Annotated in this window: 23 protein-coding genes; 13 read left to right on the plus strand and 10 right to left on the minus strand. The window is 42.4% G+C overall.

Going from position 1 to position 25,979, the window contains the following annotated elements:
• Window positions 1–152 precede the first annotated feature (152 nt).
• The 4 genes from B4A24_RS19830 (at window position 153) to B4A24_RS19845 (ending at window position 2,911) form a co-directional block, all read left to right on the plus strand.
• Entirely contained in the window at window positions 153–368 is a 216-nt protein-coding gene (locus tag B4A24_RS19830) for a hypothetical protein (protein WP_293946704.1), read from the plus strand.
• A 105-nt stretch (window positions 369–473) separates the two neighbouring features.
• A complete protein-coding gene (locus B4A24_RS19835; RefSeq protein ID WP_293946705.1) occupies window positions 474–1,115 on the plus strand; it encodes a hypothetical protein in 642 nt (213 codons plus the stop codon).
• Window positions 1,116–1,248: 133 nt separating this feature from the next.
• Window positions 1,249–2,316: a PA0069 family radical SAM protein gene (locus tag B4A24_RS19840; RefSeq protein WP_293946706.1), complete on the plus strand. Its 1,068-nt coding sequence runs from the start codon at window positions 1,249–1,251 to the stop codon at window positions 2,314–2,316.
• Between the two features lie 52 nt (window positions 2,317–2,368).
• Window positions 2,369–2,911, plus strand: a complete 543-nt coding sequence (locus tag B4A24_RS19845) for a GNAT family N-acetyltransferase (RefSeq protein WP_293946707.1) — start codon at window positions 2,369–2,371, stop codon at window positions 2,909–2,911.
• 73 nt (window positions 2,912–2,984) lie between these two features.
• Here the strand turns inward: B4A24_RS19845 and B4A24_RS19850 are convergent, their stop codons facing one another.
• From B4A24_RS19850 to B4A24_RS19865, 4 genes are all read right to left on the minus strand, one after another.
• Complete coding sequence (locus tag B4A24_RS19850; protein WP_293946708.1) at window positions 2,985–4,406, minus strand: amino acid permease; 1,422 nt, start codon at window positions 4,404–4,406, stop codon at window positions 2,985–2,987.
• Between the two features lie 358 nt (window positions 4,407–4,764).
• On the minus strand, window positions 4,765–4,929 hold the full coding sequence (locus B4A24_RS19855; protein ID WP_293946709.1) for a FeoB-associated Cys-rich membrane protein: 165 nt from the start codon (window positions 4,927–4,929) through the stop codon (window positions 4,765–4,767).
• A gap of 60 nt (window positions 4,930–4,989) precedes the next feature.
• Window positions 4,990–7,092, minus strand: coding sequence for a ferrous iron transport protein B (gene feoB, locus B4A24_RS19860; RefSeq protein ID WP_293946710.1), 2,103 nt, complete (start codon window positions 7,090–7,092; stop codon window positions 4,990–4,992).
• Window positions 7,092–7,331: a FeoA family protein gene (locus B4A24_RS19865; RefSeq protein WP_165305813.1), complete on the minus strand. Its 240-nt coding sequence runs from the start codon at window positions 7,329–7,331 to the stop codon at window positions 7,092–7,094. The genes feoB and B4A24_RS19865 overlap by 1 nt, the downstream gene beginning before the upstream one ends.
• Before the next feature lie 131 nt (window positions 7,332–7,462).
• On the opposite strand from B4A24_RS19865, the gene B4A24_RS19870 reads away from it, so the two are divergent.
• Window positions 7,463–7,912 (plus strand): MarR family winged helix-turn-helix transcriptional regulator, encoded by a 450-nt coding sequence (locus B4A24_RS19870; protein WP_293946711.1) that lies wholly within the window; start codon window positions 7,463–7,465, stop codon window positions 7,910–7,912.
• Here the strand turns inward: B4A24_RS19870 and B4A24_RS19875 are convergent, their stop codons facing one another.
• On the minus strand, window positions 7,913–8,728 hold the full coding sequence (locus B4A24_RS19875) for a ZIP family metal transporter (RefSeq protein WP_293946712.1): 816 nt from the start codon (window positions 8,726–8,728) through the stop codon (window positions 7,913–7,915). It abuts the gene before it with no gap.
• Window positions 8,728–9,309 (minus strand): phosphatase PAP2 family protein, encoded by a 582-nt coding sequence (locus B4A24_RS19880; protein WP_172392688.1) that lies wholly within the window; start codon window positions 9,307–9,309, stop codon window positions 8,728–8,730. Before B4A24_RS19880 ends, B4A24_RS19875 begins: the two co-directional genes overlap by 1 nt.
• 201 nt (window positions 9,310–9,510) lie before the next feature.
• Between B4A24_RS19880 and glmM the strand changes: the two genes are divergently transcribed.
• The gene (gene glmM, locus B4A24_RS19885) at window positions 9,511–10,893 is read left to right on the plus strand and encodes a phosphoglucosamine mutase (protein ID WP_293946713.1); all 1,383 of its coding nucleotides are present in this window, start codon (window positions 9,511–9,513) and stop codon (window positions 10,891–10,893) included.
• A gap of 84 nt (window positions 10,894–10,977) precedes the next feature.
• Window positions 10,978–13,053: a Na+/H+ antiporter gene (locus B4A24_RS19890; RefSeq protein WP_293946714.1), complete on the plus strand. Its 2,076-nt coding sequence runs from the start codon at window positions 10,978–10,980 to the stop codon at window positions 13,051–13,053.
• An 81-nt stretch (window positions 13,054–13,134) separates the two neighbouring features.
• On the opposite strand, the gene B4A24_RS19895 is transcribed toward B4A24_RS19890, so the two are convergent.
• The 4 genes from B4A24_RS19895 to B4A24_RS19910 all read right to left on the minus strand — a co-directional run bounded on the left by B4A24_RS19895 (window position 13,135) and on the right by B4A24_RS19910 (window position 16,404).
• A complete protein-coding gene (locus B4A24_RS19895; protein WP_293946715.1) occupies window positions 13,135–14,157 on the minus strand; it encodes a WD40/YVTN/BNR-like repeat-containing protein in 1,023 nt (340 codons plus the stop codon).
• Window positions 14,158–14,320: 163 nt separating this feature from the next.
• Entirely contained in the window at window positions 14,321–14,794 is a 474-nt protein-coding gene (locus tag B4A24_RS19900) for a hypothetical protein (RefSeq protein WP_293946716.1), read from the minus strand.
• A gap of 1 nt (window position 14,795) precedes the next feature.
• The gene (locus tag B4A24_RS19905) at window positions 14,796–15,215 is read right to left on the minus strand and encodes a hypothetical protein (protein WP_293946717.1); all 420 of its coding nucleotides are present in this window, start codon (window positions 15,213–15,215) and stop codon (window positions 14,796–14,798) included.
• Between the two features lie 166 nt (window positions 15,216–15,381).
• Window positions 15,382–16,404: a LacI family DNA-binding transcriptional regulator gene (locus B4A24_RS19910; RefSeq protein ID WP_293946718.1), complete on the minus strand. Its 1,023-nt coding sequence runs from the start codon at window positions 16,402–16,404 to the stop codon at window positions 15,382–15,384.
• A gap of 122 nt (window positions 16,405–16,526) precedes the next feature.
• Between B4A24_RS19910 and B4A24_RS19915 the strand changes: the two genes are divergently transcribed.
• The 6 genes from B4A24_RS19915 (at window position 16,527) to B4A24_RS19940 (ending at window position 25,951) form a co-directional block, all read left to right on the plus strand.
• Window positions 16,527–18,011, plus strand: a complete 1,485-nt coding sequence (locus B4A24_RS19915; RefSeq protein ID WP_293946719.1) for a xylulokinase — start codon at window positions 16,527–16,529, stop codon at window positions 18,009–18,011.
• A 2-nt stretch (window positions 18,012–18,013) separates the two neighbouring features.
• A complete protein-coding gene (gene xylA, locus B4A24_RS19920) occupies window positions 18,014–19,342 on the plus strand; it encodes a xylose isomerase (protein WP_293946720.1) in 1,329 nt (442 codons plus the stop codon).
• Window positions 19,343–19,394: 52 nt separating this feature from the next.
• A complete protein-coding gene (locus B4A24_RS19925) occupies window positions 19,395–21,071 on the plus strand; it encodes a sodium/sugar symporter (protein WP_293946721.1) in 1,677 nt (558 codons plus the stop codon).
• A gap of 232 nt (window positions 21,072–21,303) precedes the next feature.
• Window positions 21,304–23,262: a gamma-glutamyltransferase family protein gene (locus B4A24_RS19930; protein ID WP_293946722.1), complete on the plus strand. Its 1,959-nt coding sequence runs from the start codon at window positions 21,304–21,306 to the stop codon at window positions 23,260–23,262.
• Between the two features lie 124 nt (window positions 23,263–23,386).
• Entirely contained in the window at window positions 23,387–23,989 is a 603-nt protein-coding gene (locus tag B4A24_RS19935) for a 2'-5' RNA ligase family protein (protein WP_293946723.1), read from the plus strand.
• An 84-nt stretch (window positions 23,990–24,073) separates the two neighbouring features.
• Window positions 24,074–25,951 carry an Nramp family divalent metal transporter gene (locus B4A24_RS19940; RefSeq protein WP_293946724.1) on the plus strand — a complete coding sequence of 626 codons (1,878 nt, stop codon included), beginning with the start codon at window positions 24,074–24,076 and terminating at the stop codon, window positions 25,949–25,951.
• Window positions 25,952–25,979: the final 28 nt, after the last annotated feature.

Consider the following 25,979-nt stretch of genomic DNA (forward strand, 5'->3'; position numbering starts at 1 on the left):
TGTATACTGATAGTAAATAAATTGATTGGTGTTTTTGCTCAAATAAAAAGCAATAATTGCTTGAAATTGCTTTTTATTTGAGTAATTATGGAAGAGCTGTTGTTGGAGTTTCGAGCTAAGATGTGCGGGAAACGTTTTTCTTAAATCAGTTTATGGGATTACATGAGATAAATATTTCGCCTGTAGCTGATTTTTTAATTGATAAACGTTTTACTTTCGAAGTCGGTGGGAAAAGCAAAATGAAAAAGCAGATCATAGGTATTCCTGATGCCTATCTTGCAAAGGATGGAATAGAAATTGGTTTTAGTAATGTGATATCTGTCTGGATTTTTGGCTTTTTTATACTAAATTTTCCGTGCATTTGCTAGGACAAGTAATTTATAGAAAAAATGTGGTCTTCTTTTTTTATTTGTAACAAATAGAATAAACCAAATGCGCTTCCAATCGTCTATCTAAGTAAAGCCTCTGTTTATATGAAAAAGATTCTAGTTGCGCTAACTTTAATATTATTATCAACTTATTTATTCGCACAGCGCGGAGATATAAATACCGATATTTTTGGCAATCTCCAATTTAAATCTACTGATGGACAGTATACAGCTAGCTTAGAGCAGAGTATCTTTGATGAACTTATTTTTTCGGACAGCCATAAGAATAACGTGGAATTTGAGAAGAAATATCTTGATAAGATAGCGCCTGGTTTGCAGGGGAATAAGGAGTCTCAAATCAGGATGATGAAAAGGTTAATACGCGAAAACCGGCGCCGTTCAAATTATAAGGCCACTTTCAAGATCGACATTTTTGATAAGATAATTGTTGAGGACAACAAAGGCTATAAATTAGAAGAAGGGAAGGATATATTCGGCAATATGGATGTAAAAGAGGAGTTTGACGGTAGCAGAACGCAGCTTAAACGAAATATGCGCGGCGGACTGGAATACACGCGTGATAATAACAGTGCTTCTCTTGAAAAAGATATATTTGACAAGTGGATTTACAAGGATAGTTTCGGTAACGAGATTCAATTTAATAAGGTGGTCTGGAATCGTGTCGTGAAGCAATACGGAAGTGAAGAAAACTTTTTTTGGAGACTTCTGGATCAATATTTTTATTAAAACCTGTTATCAGTTTGTGTGTTAATTTTTGAATTTGTTTGTTGCTTAATCTCTTTTGTGTACTTAATTCAAATGAGAAGATAGAATGAAATATTATTATCAAAATTACTAATTATTTTAGTAATTTTGATTTATGGATCCATCAGAATCATACTTTAAAGGTAGAGGGGCACAGATCAATCCCAACAACAAATTTTTTTCCAATCAATACGTACAAGAACATATTGAGGGGCTGGATGAGGAATTTCTTGGTGTCGAAAAAACACAATTTATTCCGACGCATCCGAAGTCCATTATCTCCAAATCCAATAGCCCGGACCTGCGCTTTGAAAGGTCTATTAATCCTTATCAGGGCTGCGAGCACGGTTGTATTTACTGCTATGCCCGCAATTCGCATGAATACTGGGGCTTTAGTGCAGGACTGGATTTTGAACGCAAAATCCTGGTCAAGCATAATGCGGCGCAGCTCTTGGAGCATGAGTTTCGGAAGTCGAGCTATCAACCTGATTTGATTATGTTATCCGGCAATACGGATTGCTACCAACCTATCGAGAGAAAACTTGGCATCACACGTTCGCTTTTAGAATTGATGCTTAAATACAGGAATCCCGTTTCCATTATCAGCAAGAATGTATTGATGCGGCGGGATTTTGATCTCTTGCGCGAACTTGCTGCATTAAACCTGGTATCCGTTGCCGTGACCATTAATTCGCTACGTGAAGAGGTACGGCAGAAGATGGAGCCCAGGACCGCTACTGCGTCAGCGCGGTTAAAACTGATCGAGGGATTGACGGGGATAGGTGTACCGGTAATGCTAATGATGGCACCCATCGTTCCGGGAATCAATAGCGATGAGATTTCAGATTTGATTCGTTCGGGAGCAGACGCTGGAGCAATTACGGCCTCTTATACGATTGTGCGGCTCAATGGACAGATCGGTGGTATCTTTAAAGATTGGCTGTATCAGAATTATCCGGATCGTGCTGAAAAGGTATTGCATTGGATCGAGGCTTGTCATGGAGGAAAGATTAATGACACTGATTTCGGAAGACGGATAAAAGGGGATGGCAATATGGCTGAGAGCCTGCAGCATCTGTTTAAATTGTCAGTAAAAAAATATATGGGAAATGGCGCCTTGCCTTCCTTGCGGAAAGACTTATTTCGCCTACCAGATGCAGGTACGCAACTGGGCTTATTTTAATTATTATCGCCAAATGACCACCGAAATTTAGGCTATTTGTGTAATTTTAAAAATGGAAATTAGAACGGCGCGGCTCAAACTCAGAGCCGTAAAGAAAATAGATTTGGAAAAGATTCATTCCCTATTAATGTGTCCTGAAACAGCATTATTTAATCCGAGTGGATTGCCAGATGGCATAGCACATACGGAGCAAATGGTAGCTGCCTGGTCAGCACAAATTAATGAATCTGATGCTAGAAAGGATTATACCTTTTATATAGAAACTATTGAAGGAAAGGAACTTGTTGGTCTAATAAATATCAGTGTTGTTAAACCGCAGTACCGGAATGCTGAAGTATGGTTTAAGCTTCTTCCGGCAATGTGGAATAAAGGTTATGCAACAGAAGCATTAAAACGAATCCTGACTTTTGGTTTCAAGGAACTTAATTTTCATAGAATTGAAGGCGGTTGTGCTGTTGGAAATATCGCTTCCGCTAAAGTAATGGAGAAAGTCGGTATGATCAAGGAAGCCCACAGACGGGAAATTTTACCGTTAAAAGATGGTTGGAGCGACAATTATGAATTTGCTATTCTCGAGAAGGAATACTCGAATTAAATTTTAGTAAAGAAGCCTTATTCATGCAATGAATAAGGCTTCTTTTATTGCTAGATCAAGGTTCAGTAAACTACTATTTCTTTCTTTTGATTATAACGTAACTCACATATAATAATAGGAGCCAAACAGGGATCAGTTCAACCGGCAATTTCATGCCTGTTACCCACATAATGCCCAGTACAGCGATCAGAAAGATCAGACAGATATAATTGCTCAATGGATATAGAAACGAGGGGAATTTCGTTTTTACAAGTACATTGAGTTTGTTTTTTCTGAAATATAAGTGTGTGATTGAAATCATCACCCAGTTGATGATCAGCGAAGATACGACCAGCGACATCAGGATCTCCAAAGCATTCTTTGGAGCGACATAATTGATGAAAACACAGATTGCAGCAAACACTGCCGAAACCAAAATAGCATTTATAGGTGCGTGGTTTTTGTTGAGTTTGGATAAAAACTTTGGTGCGTTACCCTGCTCAGCGAGTCCAAAGAGCATCCTGCTATTGCTATATACACTACTGTTATAGACAGATAACGCCGCAGTAAGAACAATCAGGTTGAGTGCGTTGGCTATAATTTTTGTGAACTGGAATGTTTTTCCGAATAGGGTAAACTCAAAACCATTGAGTTTGTCAAATACCAGAACGAAGGGGCTGGTATCGGCTGTGATATTTGTCCACGGTGTGAGCGAAAATAGGATAATTAGCGCACCGACGTAAAAGATTAGGATCCGATAGATCACCTGATTGGTGGCTTTTGGGATATTTTTTTCAGGGTGTTCAGCTTCTGCTGCGGTAATACCGACCAATTCCAGTCCACCAAAGGAAAACATGATCAGTGCCATGGCCGATAGCAGTCCTTCATAGCTTCCATCACTCGTCTGGTTAAACCAGCCTTTGGGAAAGAAGCCGCCATGAGATGTCAGGTTGCTAAGGCTTGCCTGCTCCCCACCTGTGCCACTGACCAAGAGGTAGACACCAAATACAATCATGGCGATAATGGCAACAACCTTAATGATCGAAAACCAAAATTCGGTCTCACCATAAATTTTTACAGAAGCAAGGTTCAACGCATTAATGGCAAAGAAGAAAAATAAACTCGATCCCCATAATGGGATTTCCGGCCACCAGAATTGGACATATACACCGATAGCGGTTAACTCAGCCATGCTCACTAATATGTAAAGCACCCAGTAGTTCCAGCCGGAAGCATAACCGGCAAAAGCCCCCCAATATTTATTGGCGAAGTAACTGAAGCTTCCCGAAACTGGTTCTTCAACGACCATTTCTCCCAATTGCCGCATAATGAAAAAAGCTATTATTCCTGCAAAGGCATAACCAAGTATTACTGCTGGCCCCGCGAGAGTCGCTGCTTTTCCGATTCCTAGGAATAGTCCAGTCCCTATGGCGCCGCCCAGAGCGATCAACTGAATATGTCTATTTTGAAGTCCCCTTTTTAATTGTTTCGAATCCTTGTTATTCTGTTTCTCCATTTGTATGGTTAATACGGTTACTTATTTATGTTGGTACTAGCTTTTTAGTTCTCTCCTGTTTACCGCGGATAGACAAAGCAGTTTAGCTGCAAAGTACCACAAATTATTGCTTTTGTTATCATGGTATTTTGACCTAAGCGCATAAAGTTAACAAAACACTTAGGTATTTTATGCACCTTCGGCTTTGCTTTTTGCTGAAATCGGGAGGTGAAGTTTATTTATTCTGTTGAAAGATGCTTTTTAATGGAAAACGCTACCATGAGAATGATAGCGTTTCTTTTGTTCGTAGCTAGTGTGATTTTTGGCCACTCTACCTGAGAACGAAATTTTGTTTGTAAATGATACAGTAAAAGATAAATTAATTTGCTTTTTGTGGTTTTTCCACTGTTCCACAGCTGCATCCACAACCCTTGGAGCAACTTGATTTACCTTTCAGCGATTTGCGGACATTTCTAAAGACATACCATACAGCCGCTAACACCAAAATTCCAACGATGAGATATTGTACTGTTAAATTATCCATGATTTTTAATTTTTAAAGGTTGTGAAAGTCCAGACGATAGCACTTGCACAACGTGTCAATTTATTTTAATAGTTGATACGCAATCAAGGCACTGAAATAAGCCAGGCCTGTCATAAAACCAACTTGAATTAAGGTCCATTTCCACGAACCTGTTTCTCTTTTTACGGCTGCTATTGTACTCATACATTGCATGGCAAAAGCATAGAATAAAAGCAGCGATATGCCTGAAGCAAAATTATAGGCCGGTAAGCCCGTGTTACGGTTAATTTCGCTCCGCATTTTGCTTAATACGGTTGTCTTCGTAGCTTCATCTTCAATATCCACTTCATCGCCAAGACTATATACGGTTGCCATTGTTCCCACAAAAACTTCCCTTGCTGCAAATGAAGAGATCAAACCGATTCCCATTTTCCAGTCGTATCCCAGGGGTTCTACGACAGGTTCAATTGCCATGCCAAGATAGCCTAGGAAGGAATGCTCCAGGCGGTAAGAAGATATCTCATGGTCAAGATCTTCGGCCGAAAGGTTAGGATTGTTTTGGGTCACATATGCTTCTGCATTGCTGAATTTGTCATTTGGACCAAAGCTGCCCAGTGCCCAAAGGATAACCGAGATCGCTAAGATGATTTTACCTGCGCCGAACACAAAACTTGCCGTTTTCTCCCATACATTCAATGCGACATTTTTCCAGTCCGGAGACTTATATGTTGGAAGCTCAAATATGAGGAAGGACTTGTGTTTGGATTTAATAATTTTAGTCAACAGGATGGCTGAAAACAATGCGGCAAATATCCCCAGGAGATACATGACAAATAAAACCATACCCTGCAATTGAAATCCGGCATATTTGGTGTCAGGGATAACCAATCCGATCAATACGATGTAAATGGGGAGTCGGGCGGAACAAGTCATGAATGGCGTAACCAGTATCGTGACCAGTCGTTCCTTGGCATTTTCAATATTACGTGCGGACATGACCGCCGGTACTGCACAGGCGACACCAGAGATCAGCGGAATGACCGATTTTCCATTTAATCCAAAAGGTCTGAGCCAACGATCCATTAGGAAAACCACACGGCTCATATAGCCAGTTTCTTCCATAATGGAAATAAAAATATACAGAATAACAATCTGGGGAATAAAGATAACGATACCACCGATACCCTTGATAATACCATTGCTCAACAGATCTGTCAGGGGACCTGCGGGCAAAATCGTTTGGGTATACACCGCAAGATCACCAAAAAGACCATCAATAAAGTCCATGGCTGGCCCTGACCAGGTATAAATTGCCTGGAAAATCAAGAAGAGGATGCCAAAGAAGATCAGGTAACCGAAGATTGGGTGCAATAATATCCTGTCAATTGCGTTGGTTTTATTTTTGTTGAATGCATCGTCCTTGGTATAAATTTCGGATAAGCTATGATCTAAGGATTTGCTCCGAAGGATGGCCTCTTCTTTTTGTAGTTTCTCCGCTTTTAGCTGGTACTTGTCACGAATTTGCTGAATTGCAAGGTTTTTTTCTTTGGATAAAAATGAAACCTCCCCTTTAGCCAGATACTGCCAAGTATGGTATTCTGTATCTAAAGGAAACAGCCTTTTGGTTTCATCCAAGGCCTCATTGGCTATTGTTGGCAACTGAAACTTACTGATATACATCGGCGGTGCTGCTTCAAAATTTTTGATCAGCAGGTCTATTCCCTGTCCTGTACGCGCATTTGTTTCGTATACTTTTGTATTGAGTAGCTGCTCGAGCTTTGCGATATCTATGCTTATTCCTTTTTCTTTGGCCTCATCGATCATATTAATGACAAAGATGGCCGGAAGTCCAAGCTCGCGTGCCTGCTGATATAAGATGATCGACCTTTTTAGGTTGGTCGGTTCGGCGACGACGACAACGAGATTCGGCCTAAAGCTATTTTCTTTGTTGACCAGGGTGTTGAAGACGACTTCTTCATCCATTGAGCTAGGAAACAAGGTGTAAGTCCCCGGGAGGTCAATAATGCGATAGGTTCTGTTGTTAGCTTTAACTTGGCCTTCACGTTTTTCTACGGTGATGCCAGGATAGTTTCCTACTTTCTGATTTAATTTTGTAATCCGGTTAAAAAGAGAGGTTTTACCCACATTTGGATTACCCAAAAGTGCAATAATCGGGTTATTCATTATTTCTGATCGATAAGGATGACTTTAGCTTCTGATTTGCGAATGGCAATCAAGGCGTTATTAGCAATAATATTTAAACATATAGGACCATCTAAAGGTGCGATATGTTTCACTTCTACTTCTGTACCAGGCACAAAGCCGAGTTCGAAAAATTTGGCTGGAATATCGTGCGAATCAAAATCAATAATCACCGCTTTTTCCCCTTTTTTGAGCTTATCTAAGCTACTTTTATTACGCATCTACCTATTTTTTAATATCCTTCAAATATACAGATTTTCTGTCATTTAGAATGATTCTAATGTCATAGTTATGTATTTAGCACAAAAATCAGCTATCTTTACGATTAAAAAGGGATTAATTATCAACCAAAATGAAAATCGAGGACGAAATCAAAGCAAGTAAATTCAGTAATGAATGGCATCGTTGTACAGTGAACATCCTATACACGTACAATTGGTTAAATAATGAACTTGAACAAAGGGCAGCCGCAGAGGGGATCACTTTAAAACAATTTAATGTATTGCGTATCCTACGGGGCCAATACCCAAAACCGGCAACCAACAACCTGATTAAATCCAGAATGTTGAGCACAACGCCCGATATCTCCCGGATGATGGATCGAATGGTTACCAAAGGACTTGTGTCCCGCTGTCAATCTGATGGTGATAAACGTGCTGTTGATCTGGTTATCACAGATAAAGGCTTGAAGATACTTGAAAATCTAGAGGAACCGATGTTGATGACGGATATCTTATCCGATAGAATCACAGCAGATGAAGCCATACAGCTCAGTGCGTTATTGGACAAACTCAGAGGCTAACTAGTGTGCATGGTCATGATGTTCATGATCATGCGCATGGTCTCCTTCGCCATGACCATGCGCATGATCGTGTTCACCAGCGAATGCAAAACTTGCCAAGGCAATGGCCACTCCGGTAATCACTGCAATCATTTTCTTTTTGTTGAATTTATGATGATCGATAGATCCGGACTCAAACAATATGGTGGTGGATATATGTAGAAATATACCGATAACCACAGCCATAATCTTATCAAAATACTGCTGTATATTACCCACCTCACCAGCGCTAATGGCTTTACTCAATAGAAATCCAAATGGCGTCATCGCTGCAAATAAGGCAAGTGTGATGATAATCGTATTTTTTTTCAGGTGTGTGCTAATCAGGATACTGCCTAAAGCAAATGCTGCCGGGATATGATGGATTGAAATACCCAATGCGAGTTCGGTTTGATGTGTTGCTGCTAGCGGCATTCCCTCCAAAAAGGCATGGAGGCATAGGCTAAACATAATACCGATTGGAAAACTATGACTGTGATGGCCATGCTCGTTTTCGGTATGGATATGTCCATGTTCAATGCCCTGAGAAAATTGTTCCAGGAATAACTGGAACAAAAAGCCAGCGAGTACATAGATGCCCAATATCTCGGGTGAAGTATTCGTCGACTGATAAACATGTGGAATTAAATGCAATACCGTAATGGAGAATAAATAAGCTCCACTAAAAGAAAGGATCAATTTTAAAAAATTTGTTCCTTTTTTCTGTACGAAAAAAACAGCGATTCCACTTGCAAATGCAGGTATGAATAAAATTAAAATCAATAAAATTGAATTCATTATACTTGTTCAGTTTTAAAAAAGCTTGGTACGAACCGCTTAAACAAATAGCCTGTAGCCAGTCCGACCAGGATGCCCAGCGCTGAGCCACAGAGTATGTCAAAAGGGTAGTGAACACCAACATAGATTTGCGAGACCGAAATTAGGAATGCCCAGGCAATACAGAGCCAAAGGACGTATTTCCATCTTCTGCGGAAAAGTACGATCCAGAAGAAAGCCAAGGAGAAATGATTGGCAGCGTGTGAGGAGGTAAAGCTAAACCCCGAGCCGCAACGTACCCGGATATTGACATTCTCCTTAAACTCCACATCATTGCAGGGCCTGATTCTCTTAACTGTCTTTTTGATCAAATGAGATGAAATACCGTCGGATATACCAAAAGTAATCAAGGTCATTGCTACAATCAGTATACCCGTTTTTCCATACGTTTTGATGAAAAAAATGATCAGGAAAAGATATAAGGGAGCCCAGGTGTATGGATTACGCAATATAGGCAACAGCCAATCGAATACGGGGTTACTTAAGCCCTGGTTGATGGCAAGAAAAATCTCTTGATCGATGTGTACTAATTGTTGAATCATAAATGTTGTTGATTACAATGAAATTCCCAAACTTTTAAAAACTCGCTTTTCAAAAGTAAAAATAATTTCATTGCAAACGATTGTTTCTTTTAAAAACAACTTTGTTGCAACAAAGATACATTAAATATTCAATAATTATAATTTTAATTCGATATTTTATTGCCATAATGCTAAATTTACACGTTAATCAATTCAAAGGAAATGACTTTAATTAAATCAATCTCAGGAATACGTGGTACGATAGGCGGTCGTGCAGGAGAAGGGCTTACGCCAATCGATATTGTTAAATTTACAGCTGCGTATGGAACAATCATTGTCAAGCAAAGTGGAATCAAGAAAATTGTGGTCGGAAGAGATGCCCGTATTTCTGGCGAAATGGTCAGCAATCTGGTTATCGGAACACTACAAAGTATCGGTGTCGATGTGATTGATTTGGGATTGTCGACAACACCTACTGTCGAGATTGCTGTTCCCTTGGAACAAGCCGCTGGCGGTATTATTCTGACAGCTTCGCATAATCCAGGGCAATGGAATGCACTTAAACTGTTAAATGCCAAGGGTGAATTTATATCGGATGCGGAAGGTCAGGAAGTATTGGCCCTCGGAGAATCCCTGGATTTTGATTTTTCAGCAGTAGAAGAACTTGGTTCAGTACACAAAGACTATTCCTACTTACAAAAACATATAGATGCTGTATTAGCCTTGGAATACGTCGATAAAGAGGCAATCAAAGCAGCCAACTTCAAAGTAGCTTTGGATGCGGTAAATAGTACTGGTGGAACATTTATCCCCGCATTGTTAGATGCGCTTGGTGTACAGACAATCTATAAAATTCATTGCGAGCCCAATGGTAATTTTCCACATAACCCGGAGCCGTTAAAAGAACATTTGACCGATTTATCTGCTGCTGTAATCGAAAATAAAGCTGATTTAGGCATTGCTGTCGATCCAGATGTGGATCGTTTGGTATTTATGATGGAAGACGGTGAGCTATTTGGTGAGGAATATACACTGGTGGCGGTTGCGGATTATCTCTTACAGCATAAAAAAGGTAATACTGTTTCAAATTTATCTTCTACACGTGCCTTGCGTGATGTGACCAAAGCGCATGGCGGCGAATATTATGCTGCAGCCGTTGGTGAAGTCAATGTGGTTACTAAAATGAAGGAAGTGGATGCGGTAATTGGTGGTGAAGGCAATGGTGGTGTCATTTATCCCGCATCGCATTATGGCCGCGACGCTTTGGTAGGTGTGGCTATTTTCTTGACGCACTTGGCTAAATTGGGCAAGAAAGCTTCGGAGTACCGCGCTTCACTACCACAATATTTCATGTCCAAAAATAAGATCACGTTGACACCAGAGTTGGATATTGATCATCTATTAGCTAAAATGGAAGAGAAATATCAAAACGAAGAGCACAGTATAATTGATGGCCTGAAAATAGACTTTGAAAATGAATGGGTGCATTTACGTAAATCCAATACCGAGCCAATCATTCGGATCTACTCCGAAGGGCCAACACCTGAAGCAGCTGAACAGATTGCACAAAAGATTATTCGCGAGATCGAAGAAATAATTAAATAAAACAAAAAGCTGCATTTGCAGCTTTTTGTTTTATGATCTACATGGAGCAATATCTCCACAAATTAAAAATATGTATCATAATTTATGATTAAAAAGACGTTTATTACAGTTTGTTGTTTTTTTTGTCTGGTGTTATTTACGGTTCCTTTAAAGGCGCAGGGGCCGGTAGATACGATCAATGCGACTTTGGATGCCTGGCATAAATCTTCTGGTGAAGTTAAGTTTGGTCCTTTTGTCAACTCGCTGGCAGCGGATGCAGTGATATTGGGCACAGACCGGCAAGAACGTTGGGATAAAAACCATAGCGACGCTTTCTCAGAACGGTATTTTAATCCTAAATACGGATGGAACTATACTTATCAGCATAGGGATATCCGTTTTAACGCCGATAGTACGATTGCCTGGTTTGATGAAACCTTTAACATCAATACCAAATTCTTTCGCGGCACTGGTGTCATGAGCAAGATTGCTGATGATTGGAAGATCAGGCAGTATAGCCTATCGCTGCTTGCACCTTATCAGGATGTTAAATCTGCCGTAGATGGAAAGCTGGGACAAAAGATACATAATAACCTACTGCTGGTCATGGTGCTGTTTTTCTTTATGGCGATGTTATTTGTACTCAGCCAACGGTTAAAGATATCTTATCCCATCTTATTGGTTATTGGTGGGTTGGGTATTTCCCTCATTCCTGGAGCACCGGTAATCAGTATAGATCCTGATATTGTTTTTTTGGTATTTTTACCGCCATTACTCTTTGAAGCAGCCTGGTATACCAATTGGGGGAATTTTTTGAAATGGCGCCGGTCTATTTTTATTATGGGATTCGGCCTCGTCTTTTTCACTTCCTTGGCGATTGCCTATTTTTCCGTAAGTATTATTCCGGGGTTTACCTTAGCGCTGGGCTTTTTGCTGGGCGGTATAATTTCTCCACCAGATGCTGTCGCTGCAAGTTCGGTGTTAAAGGGAGTGAGTATACCTAAACGCGGCATTACGATCCTGGAAGGAGAGAGCCTGGTTAATGATGCGGCCTCTTTGACGGTCTTTCGGTTTGCGTCTATCGCTATTCTAACGGGCCAATTTGCAATGGGAACAGCAACAACGCAATTTCTTGTCCTGTCCGTCATGGGTGTTGTTGTTGGACTTGTCATTGGCCATATCTTATACTTCTTTTTGCGTTACGTAGCCAAGTCCTCCAGCATATCAACGCCCATCACCTTGATTGCCCCATACTTGATGTATATCGTCGCCGAGCATTTTGAGTGGTCAGGAGTTCTGGCAGTTGTCAGTGGCGGCTTATTCCTTTCCTTCCGGGCAGGTGACTACTTAAATTATCATACTCGTATTCAAACCAAGGAGGTATGGGCAACCGTGGGCTTTCTGTTAAATGGCTTTGTTTTTATCCTAATCGGGCTCGAACTTCCCGTCATCATTAATGGCCTGGGTGAATATTCCATGGAAGAAGCCATCGATTATTCCCTAGCGATCTGCGTTATTGTCATTGTACTACGTTTGGTAGCGGTCTATCTTTCTGCCTTTGTGCCACGCTTATTGTTCAAACGTGTCCGGACCAAAGAAAAAGGTCCTGGATGGAAGCTGCCTTTGGTCGTAGGTTGGGCCGGTATGCGGGGCGTTGTTTCGCTTGCCTCAGCCCTGGCCATTCCCCTGACCTTATATGACGGTACAGCTTTTCCTCATCGTAACCTTATTTTGTTTATCACTTTTGTGGTGATCTTGGTCACCTTGGTCTTTCAAGGGCTTACATTGCCCCTGTTGATTAAATTAATAAAAATTGATGAAGTTGATGAGCAGGTGTCAGTCGAAGAACAGATTGATGAGATCCGTGTCAGGCTCGGCAAGGATTGTATTGCTTATCTCGACAAGCATTATGCCAAGGAAATGATGGAGTCTGAAACGATAGCACGGGTGAAAGAGCAGCTTATCCGTAGTGTGAATGCTTCCGAACGTGCTAAGGAAGAGGATACCCGGGCGCAACTCTCAGCTGTACGGGGATTATATAACAAAATTATGCTGGAAATTCTTGCTTTGCGTCGCGATGGATTAGCGAAGATGAAAGAGAGCAAAGAATATGATAGCGATGTAATCAAAGAACTGGAATATTCTTTAGATCTGGAAGAGTCGCGGCTGTCACGCAGATAAGCTGATTAACCGGAAAAAAGACTTCAGGTCCCTCACATCCGGTACCAAAAGCCAGGAAGCTCAAAAAATAGCAAGGTTGACCTATTGGACCAACCTTGCTATTTTTCCTTTATCCCCGGCCAGAAAAACAGCTTTCCCTTTTTTTGCTTTTTGTACCGCATTGTAGCTTTCTGGGGAAATGTTATGCCATGTTTTTCCCTGATCATCTGACAGGTCAGTTCCAGAGGTTCCGGTGCAGATCAGCTGTTTGCTTGAAAGATAAATCACTGCTGACTTAAAGCCCGATATGGGCTGACTTGATGCCTGCCAGGTTTTGCCACCATCATGGGTCAGAAAACAGGCTTTTTCGCTGTTTCTGTCATTCCGGTAATCTCCACCGACGACGATGCCGTTTTTTGGCGAACGAAATGCAATGGAAAAAGGCCCGGTAGTATTTTGTCCCTGAACGATTGGGCAGCTGTAACGCTGCCAGGTCTCGCCTTGATCGCTGCTGCTGTAAATATTTGACACCGTTCCGCCTGTTGCGATCCAGAAATCCCCCGTCGGCAGACTAAAGATAGAGGTACCGCTGGCTGCAAAACCAGCCTCGCCATCCGCAATGGTATATGTTAGGTTGACGGATATATCCTTCCAGGTCTGTCCAAAATCTATCGTCTTCAATAGAGGCATCTTTCTATTGATAGCATCACCAAATGCGATTCCAATACCTTTGGGAGTGAAGGTGAATCCATCGTAGAATATTTCGGGACGAGTATCTTTCAGAACCTCTTTCCAGCTTCTGCCCGCGTCAGTCGTGCGAAGTATTAAAGCCGGAGAACCAGCAGAGATAATGAGCGCCTCATTTTCATCGAAGGCCTCAACATCCCTAAAGTCGATCTTTTCATAACCAATGGGGTTCACCCATTGCCAGTTTTTTCCGGCATCGGTGCTCAGGCCGACTGTGCCATTGCTTCCACTGACCCAGATTGTTTGATCATCGACGACGCTCAATCCACGATAGCTGCTGTTCCGTTCTTGATTCAACAGCTGAATCGTATTTTTTTGTGCGGATAAAGTTTCGGTCAGAAAGATCTGAATGAGGAAGAAAAAAAAGAATGGTTTCATGTGGTTATACTAGTTATTGCAGTAAATTCAGCCCTATAATTACATTAAATTCTGTTACATAATTGCAATAGGTCTATTTGCGTTAAATTCGATGGTATTATTGCATAATTCCGTTCGCATTGATGCAGTAAATCTACCTATATTATTTTGACAAATCTAAGTCTTATTTCGATAAATCAGTGCCTCTTCTCATTCTCCTGCGCCCTTTTTTTAAGATTGTTTTGCGTAATTGTAGAAAACCGACCGTCATTTTTCTGGGTGATTTAAAATAGGGGATACTCAATACCACGAGCAGCGATATACAGGCCGATGTTCCCAATGCACCGCCATAGCCATTGAAAAACTTGCTAGTATTGAGTAAGATGGTCGTGAAGATCACACCCGCTAAGCCGAGGCCAAAATAAGTAGAGAGCTGTGTTTTGGAAACCATACCGATAAAGGATGCTCCGATAAATACGGCCGGAATATATTGTGTTAGATACCTGGACAATAGCTGTGGAAAGAAGTATAAGAAACCAGATACGATCAACGTCAATAGGGCAGAGGATCGCACAGCCCCCTGTTTGTATCGGGTATTGACATAGTATGTCGCTGTACTTCCAATAATTCCGACAAGGTATAGAATGAATGTTTCCATGTTATTTGAAAAGATAGAGCAATAAATAGGTTAGTGAAACACCTAAAAAAGCCAATGTGCCGAGTTTGCCACCGACCCCATTGAGTAGACTTTTTGAAATGACCAGAAAGACTGCTGTGAACACGCTTGCGGTCAGAATAAAAGAAAAGCCATGTGCAACTTGTGAATTGGACATGCCTACAAAAGCGCCACAATAGATGGCCGCGGGAAGATGAGCGAGATAGCTGGAGCCTTTGTTGATATTCGGGATAAACGATGCTAATGTTCCCGTCAGTGCGGCGCCCAGGACAGGGCCAAGACCAAAAATTTGGTTAAAGTAATATGAGGCGATAGCCCCTATCGGTACCCATACTGCAATTTTGATTGATTCATATTCATGGATGTGATGATGTAGAGGTGACTTAAAGTAGCTGTACAACATGAATAAAGAGAGCAACCCAATGAAAGACAGGATAATATATGAGTTCGTGTTTTCAACGAAAATGGCCACTAAAAAGAGGACTTGGACAACAAATAATAAGCAAATACTTAGAATTCTAAACTTCTGCCGGGCTTGCATTTATTTTAAATTTCGGCAAAGGTATTAATTATTTGTCTATTCCGCCGGTAGATTTTCTTTTTATCAGGATCGGATCAAGCACAACCTGCTGAATATCCGCATAGGGATCCTTTTGTTTGACCATTTTTAGAAAGAGTTTGGCACATTCTTCACCCATTTTATTTGCCTGTTGATCGATACTGGACAAGGTCGGTGTAATAAACGAAGAGAAAGTCTGATTCGCAAAACCAATCACACCCGTTTCGGGGATATCGATGTTGGCGGCTTTAAGTGCTTGAATTATGCCCACAGCAGTAAAGTCGTCTCCACCAATAATGGCATCCGGCTTAATGGAAGATTGCAAGATTTGCTGAGTTCCTTTTACTCCCGCTTCAATAGAAAGCTCACCCCGGACAATGAGCTCATCCAGCTGAGGGAGACGGGCTTCTTTCAAAGCAGCTTCAAAACCACTAAAACGATCCTGAAAAATAGCAATTTCTTTGTTGGTGGTGACAAATCCAATTTTTTTATAACCTTGCTCGATCAGATGCCTGGTTGCGAGATAGCCTGCTTCAAAGTCATTCAGCTTGACGACAGGAGCCGCAATATCCTTATGTGTACGGTCAAAGATAATCAAGCGCTTGCCTTGTTTGATAACTTCTTGAAAATGTTCAATTTGTTGGGTTTCCAGAGAAAGGGAAGCGATGATTCCGTCAACCTGTGCCTCCAATAAGGTCTTTACGCCATTTACTTCATCCATATAGGATTCGTTCGACTGATAGAGCAGCAGGCTATAATTATGTTTCTTTAATTCTTTTTCAATACTGTGAACAGCTTCTGCAAAAAAATGGATTTGCATCGTAGGCACGATAACACCAATGGTATTGGACTTGCCCGAAGAGAGTGAAGAAGCAATTTTATTAACACTGTAATTGAGCTCTTTCGCCTTCGCCAGGACCAGCTGCCGTGTAGCATCACTGATCGTAGGTACATTATTCAAAGCACGGGACACCGTTGAAACCGTGATTCCAAGCGCTCGTGCAATATCATAAATCGTTGTTTTTTTATTCACGCCCCAAAGTAAATAATTTTATTGAATATTTTGGAAAATTCAGAAACATATCCTACTTTTATGCAACCGGTTGCAATGTTGTTTCCGCTTATTGTTTTAAATAACCAGTTTAAAAAAATCAGATGTATTTTTTAGGTATAGATGTTGGTACTTCTTCGGTCAAAGTTTCGATTGTCGAAGCATCCTCACAACGAAAAGTCTGTTCGGCGCAGTATCCTGCTGTTGAAGCTGCGATTAATTCGCCACAACCCAATTGGGCGGAACAGGATCCCCTGGATTGGTGGGCCTATTTCAAGCAGGCATTATCCAAGGCAAATGCCACGGGACTGTACGATCCGAAACAAATTACGGCGATAGGTATAGCCTATCAAATGCATGGACTTGTTGTCGTCGACAAAAATCAGCAGGTATTGCGCAATGCAATTATCTGGTGTGACAGCAGGGCTGTTACCTTGGGTAATAAAGCGTTTGAAGAGATCGGAAAAGAATTCAATCTGAAGCACCATCTCAATTCTCCGGGTAATTTCACCGCTTCCAAGCTGGCTTGGGTTAAGGCGAATGAGCCCGAAATCTATCAGCGAATTGATAAGATCATGCTTCCGGGCGATTTTATTGCCATGAAACTTTCGGGGACGATCAGTACATCCATTTCTGCATTATCGGAAGGTGTGTTTTGGGATTTTCAACAAAATGAGCTGTCAACTACGCTGATGGACTATTACGGTTTTGATCCCAAGCTGATTCCGTCAATATTACCTGTTTTTGCCGAGCATGGTCAAATCAAGAAAGCAGTGGCCGAAGAACTGGGGCTTTCATCCACAGTGACCATCAACTATAAGGCCGGAGATCAACCCAATAATGCGCTTTCATTGAATGTATTACAGCCCGGTGAAGTAGCAGCCACAGCGGGCACTTCCGGTGTCATATACGGTGTGAGCGATCAGCTGATTGCCGATCGGGAATCCCGAGTCAATACATTTGCCCATGTCAACTATCGGAATGATGAGATTCGGACCGGCGTGTTGCTTTGTATCAATGGCACTGGGATTATGAACAGCTGGGGCAGGAAACTTTTGGGAAAAGATTTATCCTATGATCAGATCAATGCCATGGCCGCTACTTCGCCGATTGGAAGTAAAGGCTTGCAGGTTATTCCCTTTGGTAATGGCGCCGAACGCATGTTGAATAACCAACTGGTAGGAGCTTCGATCTCATCCATTGACCTGAATAGACATGAAACATCCGATATCTTACGGGCTATTCAGGAAGGGATTGCCTTTGCCTTTCGCTATGGCTTGGATATTATGCGTGAGAATGGCCTGTATCCACAGATGATCCGTGCCGGCAATGCCAATTTATTTTTAAGTCCGGTATTCCGCGACGCATTCGTAGGAGCGACCAACGTTCCTGTAGAGGTATATGATCATGACGGCAGTGTTGGGGCAGCCATGGGAGCAGGAATCGGTAGTGGCTATTATGCGAATTTCACGGAAGCTTTTAAGTCCCTGAAACCTGTGTATACCGTGGAGCCCCAATATGTGGAACAATACGAAGAAAATTATCAACAATGGAAGGAAATATTAAAAATTAAAATCAATACCAAATAAAAATGAATATTATTAAAGGACAAAAAGAGTTTTTCAAAGGGATCGCACAGATCGAATTTGAAGGAAAAGAAAGTAAAAATCCATTTGCTTTTCGTTATTATAACCCGAAGCAAGTGGTTGCGGGTAAAACCATGGAAGAGTATTTTAAGTTTGCCTGTTCCTATTGGCACTCGTTCAATGGTGATGGTTCGGATCCGTTCGGCGGTCCTACGCACAAATTCCCTTGGGATGAGAGCACAGATGCGATCACACGTGCAAAGGACAAAATGGATGCCGCTTTTGAATTTATCAGCAAAATGAATATTCCATACTACTGTTTTCATGATGTGGACTTGGTAGATTATACCGACAATGTGCTGGAAAATGAAAAAAGATTGGCAACAATCGTGGATTACGCCAAAGAGAAACAGCAAGCGAGTGGTATCAAACTGCTTTGGGGTACAGCCAATCTTTTTAGCCATAAGCGCTACATGAATGGAGCGGCAACCAACCCAGATTTTCAGGTATTGACGCATGGTGCTGCACAGGTAAAAGCTGCATTGGATGCAACAATTGCCCTTGGTGGTGAAAACTATGTGTTCTGGGGTGGAAGAGAAGGTTATATGAGCCTGCTCAATACCAATATGAAACGTGAACAGGAGCATCTTGCCAAGTTTTTACACCTAGCGAAGGATTATGCGCGTAAAAATGGCTTCAAAGGCACATTCTTTATCGAACCAAAGCCATGTGAACCGACCAAACACCAATATGATTACGATGCGGCCACGGTGTTGGGTTTCTTAAGACAATATGATCTTTTGGACGATTTCAAACTCAATCTTGAAGTAAACCATGCTACCTTAGCAGGACATACCTTCCAGCACGAGCTGCAGGTCGCGATTGATGCTGGAAAATTAGGCTCCATTGACGCCAACCGAGGTGATTATCAAAATGGCTGGGATACCGATCAATTTCCGAATGATATCAATGAATTGACTGAATCCTTGCTGATCATTTTAGAAGGTGGCGGCTTCCAGGGTGGAGGTGTTAATTTTGATGCCAAAATACGCCGCAATTCAACTGACCCTGCAGATTTATTCTATGCACATATCGGTGGAATGGATCTTTTCGCAAGGGCTTTGCTTACCGCCGAACGCATCTTGGAAGACTCTGAATACCGCAAAATACGGGCCGATCGTTATGCTTCCTTCGACAGTGGCAATGGGGCTTCTTTTGAGCAAGGAACCTTGACCTTAGAACGCTTAAGGGATTTAGCAGTTGAGTTAGGTGAACCGCAAACGATTAGTGGTAGACAGGAGTATTTAGAAAATTTGATCAATAGATATATATAGTTATTCAAAATATTTCTATATTAGGCGATCAAATTAAACCAATTACCAACACATGAATAATTATTTAAGTACAAAAGATTACATCGTTTTCCTGATATACTTTGTCATTGTTGCAGGCTATGGATTATGGGTGTATTATCGTAAGAAGTCTGAATCTGTAGGCTCGAAGGATTATTTCCTTGCTGAAGGATCCCTGACTTGGTGGGCCATTGGAGCCTCCCTGATTGCATCCAATATTTCTGCGGAGCAATTTATTGGTATGAGTGGCTCGGGCTTCAAGATGGGACTAGCGATTGCGACTTACGAATGGATGGCAGCGATTACCTTGATTGTGGTTGCGGTGTTTTTTATACCGGTCTACCTCAAAAACAAGATCTTTACCATGCCCCAATTCTTGCATAAGCGATATAATGGTACTGTCGCCATGATTATGGCCGTTTTTTGGTTACTGTTATACGTTGTGGTCAACCTGACTTCTATCCTTTATTTGGGAGCCATTGCCGTCAGCAGTATCTCGGGTATTAGTCTGGAAGCATGTATGTATGCTATTGCTATTTTTGCCGTTATCATTACCTTGGGCGGTATGAAGGTGATTGGGTATACGGATATTATTCAAGTATTCTTTTTGGTGTTGGGTGGTTTGGCAACAACCTATTTGGCATTGAATCTGGTATCAGAACATTACGGTGGTTCGGGTATATTACAGGGCTATCACCTGATGACGGAGAAAGCTTCTGACCACTTCCATATGATCCTGGATCGTAAAAACGAGAACTACCTGGATTTACCGGGACTTACGGTTCTGATCGGTGGTATGTGGATTGTAAATCTGAACTATTGGGGCTGTAATCAGTATATCACACAGCGTGCATTAGGCGCTGATCTAAAGACTGCTCGTAACGGAATTTTGTTTGCTGCATTCTTGAAATTGCTGATGCCGATTATTGTGGTATTGCCGGGTATTGCCGCTTATGTGATGTGGAAAGATGGATTATTCCAAAATGAAATGATGCAACATGGCGAGGTAAACCCAGATCATGCTTATCCTGTTTTATTGAATCTATTGCCGTCAGGTCTGAAAGGACTTTCGTTTGCAGCACTGACTGCTGCGGTAGTTGCTTCATTGGCGGGCAAGGCAAATAGCATCGCCACAATCTTTTCGCTGGATATTTATAAGAAAGTATTCAATACAGAGGCTACTGACAAGAAATTGGTCAATATTGGTAAACTAACTGTTGTTGTTGCCATGATTCTGGCCGTGATCATCGCGCCACATTTGGGTATCGACAAGAAGGGTGGATTTCAATATATCCAAGAGTACACGGGATTTGTGTCACCAGGTATCTTTGCCATGTTTATCTTAGGATTCTTCTGGAAAAAGACGACCTCAAATGCAGCCTTATTTGCGACGATCGGCGGATTTATCTTATCCATTATTTTCAAAAAATTACCGGATTGGGCAGATCTTTCTTTCTTGGCTTCGACGGGGTTTTCAATTCCAAATCCGACAACTGGAGTTTACGAAATTCCGTTTTTGGACCGCATGGGCTTTGTCTTTGCCATTTGTATTGTCGGTATGATCATTATCAGTTTGATTGACAACAAGCGTGGTGTAGTGCCTTCCGGTTTGGAAGTGGACACGACAATGTTTAAACCACATAAAGCATTTTTGATCGGAACATTGATTGTTGCCTTATTGGTAACAGCTTTGTATTCAGTTTATTGGTAGGTCCATAGTCAAAAAGGCCGTAAAGAGAGCCCATATCAACTTCGGTTGGTATGGGCTTTTTGTTTTTGGTTTTTAAAAATTTCCTATCTTGTCATTGATAAATCGTGCAAATACTGTATTGCGCTAACCTGATCCGGTAGCCCTATGTTACAATACAAAGGAACCAAACAGTCGGACACTGGGCCAATGCATGTCTTGTGATAGGAAAATCAACAGCTAAATAATGAAACGGATGAAAAGAAGATATACAAATACACTATTGACGGCCTTTGTAGTAGTCCTGGCCAACCTTGCACAGGTTCAGGGACAGACACAACGCACTGAGAAACCCCCATTGCATGGTAAGCATTGGATGGCGATTACCGGAAAGCCGTTGGCGGCCACTGCCGGTGCACGGCTATTCCATCAAGGAGGCAATGCGGTAGATGCTGCCTGTGCGATGCTTGCTGCCACCTGCACCATGTGGGATGTACTCAGCTGGGGTGGTGAGACGCAGGCGTTGATCTATCACCCCAAATTAAAAAAGGTGATTGGCATCAATGCCTTAGGGGTCGCTCCGACTGGAGCTACAGTTGATTTCTTTCGATCAAAAGGTTATGAGTTCCCGCCCGAATACGGTCCCCTTGCCGCCGTTACCCCAGGTACCCCCGGTGGCTTATGTTATATGCTGGCGCAATATGGAACGAAAAGTTTGGCCGAAGTGCTGGCACCAGCACTAGAAATGGCCGCGGGCTACCCCATTGATGCGCAGACAGCCAACAGTATTGAACGTGGTAAAGCGCGCATCAAAGAATGGCCATACAGCAAAAAAGTCTTCCTCGTCCATCAAGGTCAGGAACGGGAAGCGCCCGAAGCAGGGGAGCTCTTTGTGCAACAGGATCTGCTCCGGACACTAACCAAGCTTGTTGAAGCTGAAAAAAAGGCTATTGCGGCAGGCAAGGATCGAAAAGCAGCGATTATGGCCGCCTATGACCGCTTCTATAAAGGCGATATAGCCGATGAATTTGTCCGGGGGAGCAAGGAGCAGGGGGGCTTAATCACCAAAGAAGACCTTGCAAACTGGAAGCCTATTGAAGAAGAGCCTTTAGAGGTCAATTATAAGGGCATTGATGTCTATAAATTACAGGAATGGACCCAGGGGCCGGCTATGTTGCAGAGTTTGCAACTGCTGAAAAATTTTGATCTAAAGGCCATGGGGTATAATTCAGCACCCTATATCCATATGCTTTATCAAGTCATGAATCTGGCCTTTGCTGACCGGGATTTCTATTATGGTGATCCCTATTTCAAACCTAAAGCACCTATTCGCGGCCTGCTAAGCGATTCCTATGCCAAGGCGCGGGCGGCCACTATTGACCCACAGCATAATAATCCACAGGTACTTCCCGGTGATCCATACCCTTATGAAGGTAAGCAGAATCCTTTTACCAGCCTGCTTCAGCAACGGAGCAAACAATTCATGCCGAATACCGAATCAAAGAAGGATTTTGTACCCAAACACGATGTGAGTTTTGCACCATCCCTGCAGTCCATGCGAGATACAGTTCGTTGGGCATCAGCGGCACCAGATAGCGTTTATATGGATCGGCTACTGCGTGGTACGACAAGTGTGGAGGCAGCGGATGCAGAAGGCTGGGTTGTTTCGATTACACCAAGTGGAGGCTGGTTACCGGCCTGTGTAGCAGGAAATACGGGAATAGGCATGAGCCAACGCTTGCAAAGCTTTGTGCTCGACTCCTTGATCAATCCGTTTAATGTAGTCGCTCCAGGTAAAAGGCCACGTGTAACGCTTACTCCATCCTTAGCCCTAAAAGATGGAAAACCGTATCTTTCTTTTGCGGTGCAAGGTGGCGACACACAAGACCAAAACCTCCTTCAGTTCTTTCTAAACACGGTCGAGTTCGGTATGACGCCGCAACAAGCCAGTGAAGCCCCTAATATCAACAGCAATCAGCTGTGGCTTTCTTTGGGTGGCACCAAATTGGATGACCGAAAACCGCGCGCGGGAAGTTTGCTGCTCGATAAACGTACAGCCAAGGAAGTCATCGAAAAGCTTGAGAAGATGGGCTACAGCATACAATTGGGCGAGCGTAACAGTGGTCCGATCAATGCGATCTATTTCGATCAGCAGCATGGCACGCTCTGGGGTGGTAGCAGCAATAATGGGGAAGATTATGGAATTGGGTGGTAGGCTCTTCAACGCGACCGGAACTACTGCAATCGCTGGGCCAAAGGCCAGGCATATGATTGATGCCGTTTTGTTATCTCCATCGTATTTGGTATCTTACCTACTGATCAAAAAGTGATTTTTTGTTATGGAGGGTAGTGTCAGTAAATATTCGTTTGTTTTTCAGCCTGATGAAGCTGGATTAATATTGGTAGATGGTTTTAAGCAACGCTTGCGGGGGGCATTGGCAGAAGAATTTCCCGATAAAGACAAGGGCTGGTACCACAGCTGCAATTCCAAAGCTCATGTGACCATTTGCGCCTTTGCGGGGAATGACGGTACCCTGGCAGAGGCAATTGGTGTGTTGCAACAAGCGCTGTTATATGAGCGCAGCCAGTATGTGTATTTTGATCATTTTTCTTCCTTTGCTGGAGGGGCCTTTTACATTGGTCCTTCATTACATGCCCGCAGTTACCTAAGAGAAAAGGTGCGAAAGATTGTGCAGGTCCTTGGTCGGTTTGATCTGATCGAGATCAGTGACGAGCCACATATCACCATCGCTCGCCGGTTGGAGCCAGAGCGACTCGAATTTGCAAAAAAACTATTGCGCTCGGTAGACTTGAATTTTATGTGCACCGGTGTGCATATCCGCAGGTTTAACCCAGATATCGGGCAGTACGAACCTGTTGACTTTGTCAAATTCGGAAATCAATCAAAAGAAAATTCGGGACAACTTTCATTTAAATTCTAATTATATTACTGTTTAATTGTCTAATACTGTAAAGCTTTTTATCTTTAGCCCTAGCAATAAAAAGATATTGTCCTAATGTAAGCTATGCATCACGACGACTCCCATCATAAATCATTATCCGACATTCACGAAAGTGTGGATGTCAATCAAGGAAAATCCAAATTTAAAAAGGTACTCAGTTTTTTTGGACCAGCCTATTTAATCAGTGTTGGTTATATGGATCCCGGCAATTGGGCGACTGACCTTGCTGGGGGCAGTCAGTTTGGTTACGCTTTGATCTGGGTGTTGTTGATGAGTAATATTATGGCGCTGTTGCTGCAGAACCTCTGTGCACGGTTGGGCATTGTACGGGGAAAAGACTTAGCGCAATGTAATCGGGAGACCTATCCCAAGCGTATGAATTTTGTGCTATATGTCCTTGCTGAGATCGCTATTGCAGCCTGTGATCTGGCCGAGGTACTCGGGATGGCTATTGGTCTCAATCTGCTGTTCGGTATCGACCTGCTCTGGGGAGTACTCATCAGTTTTGCCGATACCTTTCTACTGCTTTACTTGCAGAAATTGGGGATGCGCAAGATGGAACTCTTTATTATCGGTCTGATATCTATGATCGGTATGTGCTTTATGGTTGAGATGTTTTTGGCCAAGCCAGATTTTGCGGAGGTGGCAACAGGTTTTATTCCGAGTATTCCCAATAGTGCCGCACTCTACATCGCAATTGGCATTATCGGTGCCACTGTGATGCCACATAATCTCTACCTGCATTCGGCCCTAGTGCAGACTCGAAAGATCGATCGAAATGAAGTCTCTATACGTAAATCATTAAAGTATAATTTTTGGGATAGTGCTATCGCATTGAATCTCGCATTTTTGGTCAACGCCGCAATTCTGATCCTGGCAGCATCAGTGTTCCATAAGAATGGGATGCACGATGTCGCTGAATTGGAGGATGCCTACCACTTATTGGGTAATTTACTCGGCACAGAATGGGCCTCGAAACTATTTGCTGTAGCATTGATTCTAGCGGGACAGAGTTCAACGGTAACAGGTACTTTAGCGGGACAGATCGTGATGGAGGGCTACTTGCGTCTGCGGATCAGTCCGACACTGCGGCGTATCATTACAAGGTTATTGGCGATTATACCTGCGGTGCTGGTGATTCTGATCTCTGGCGAGGGCCGGGTAGGGCAGTTATTGATCTTTAGTCAAGTGATCCTGAGCATGCAACTGGCCTTTGCGGTGATCCCGCTGATTCACTTTGTCAGTGACAAGGCCAAGATGGGTATCTTTGCAATTAAACCGCTGACCAAAGGTTTCGCCTGGCTAATTGCTGCTGTGATTGCGGTACTTAATTTTAAATTGGTCTATGATGAGGTCACTGGCTGGATTGTGGAGGCAAACAATCTTTTGGTCACTGTGTTACTAATTCTAGGGGCTGTTGGTCTGCTCTTTTTGCTGTTCATGACCGTGTTGATCCCCATTTTGCGTAAATCAAAACCAATCGAATTGGAAATACATCCCCCATTTGAAGCTTTGCACTTTGAGGATAAGGGATCCTTTAAGAAAGTAGTAATTGCGTTGGATTTTTCGAGTTCGGATCAAAAGGTGATCCAATATGCCCTACAGTTGTCACATGCCGATACCAGCTTTGTCGTGGTTCATATTGTCGAAAGTGCCTCTGTTAAATATACCGGTGAGTCCACCGATGATTTTGAGTCCCGGCAGGATTTAGAACGTTTGAAGCTCTACGCGGACTTTTTGTTGTCCAAAGGGCATCAAACGGAATATGAACTGGGTTACAACAATCGGATCAAGAGCATTGCTGAAGTTTGTGAAAAATATCAGGCTGATCTATTGGTCGTAGGTAGCCACGGTCATACCGGTGTCAAGGACTTTGTATTTGGAGAGACTGTAAACAAGCTGCGTCATGCCGTGAGAGTTCCGGTTTTTATTGCGCAATAAGGCTTTGGGACGTACCTCAAAGGGACAC

Origin of the sequence: Sphingobacterium sp. UBA7249 (genome assembly GCF_002472835.1) — a bacterium.
In the GTDB taxonomy this organism is placed as follows: Bacteria; Bacteroidota; Bacteroidia; order Sphingobacteriales; family Sphingobacteriaceae; genus Sphingobacterium; species Sphingobacterium prati.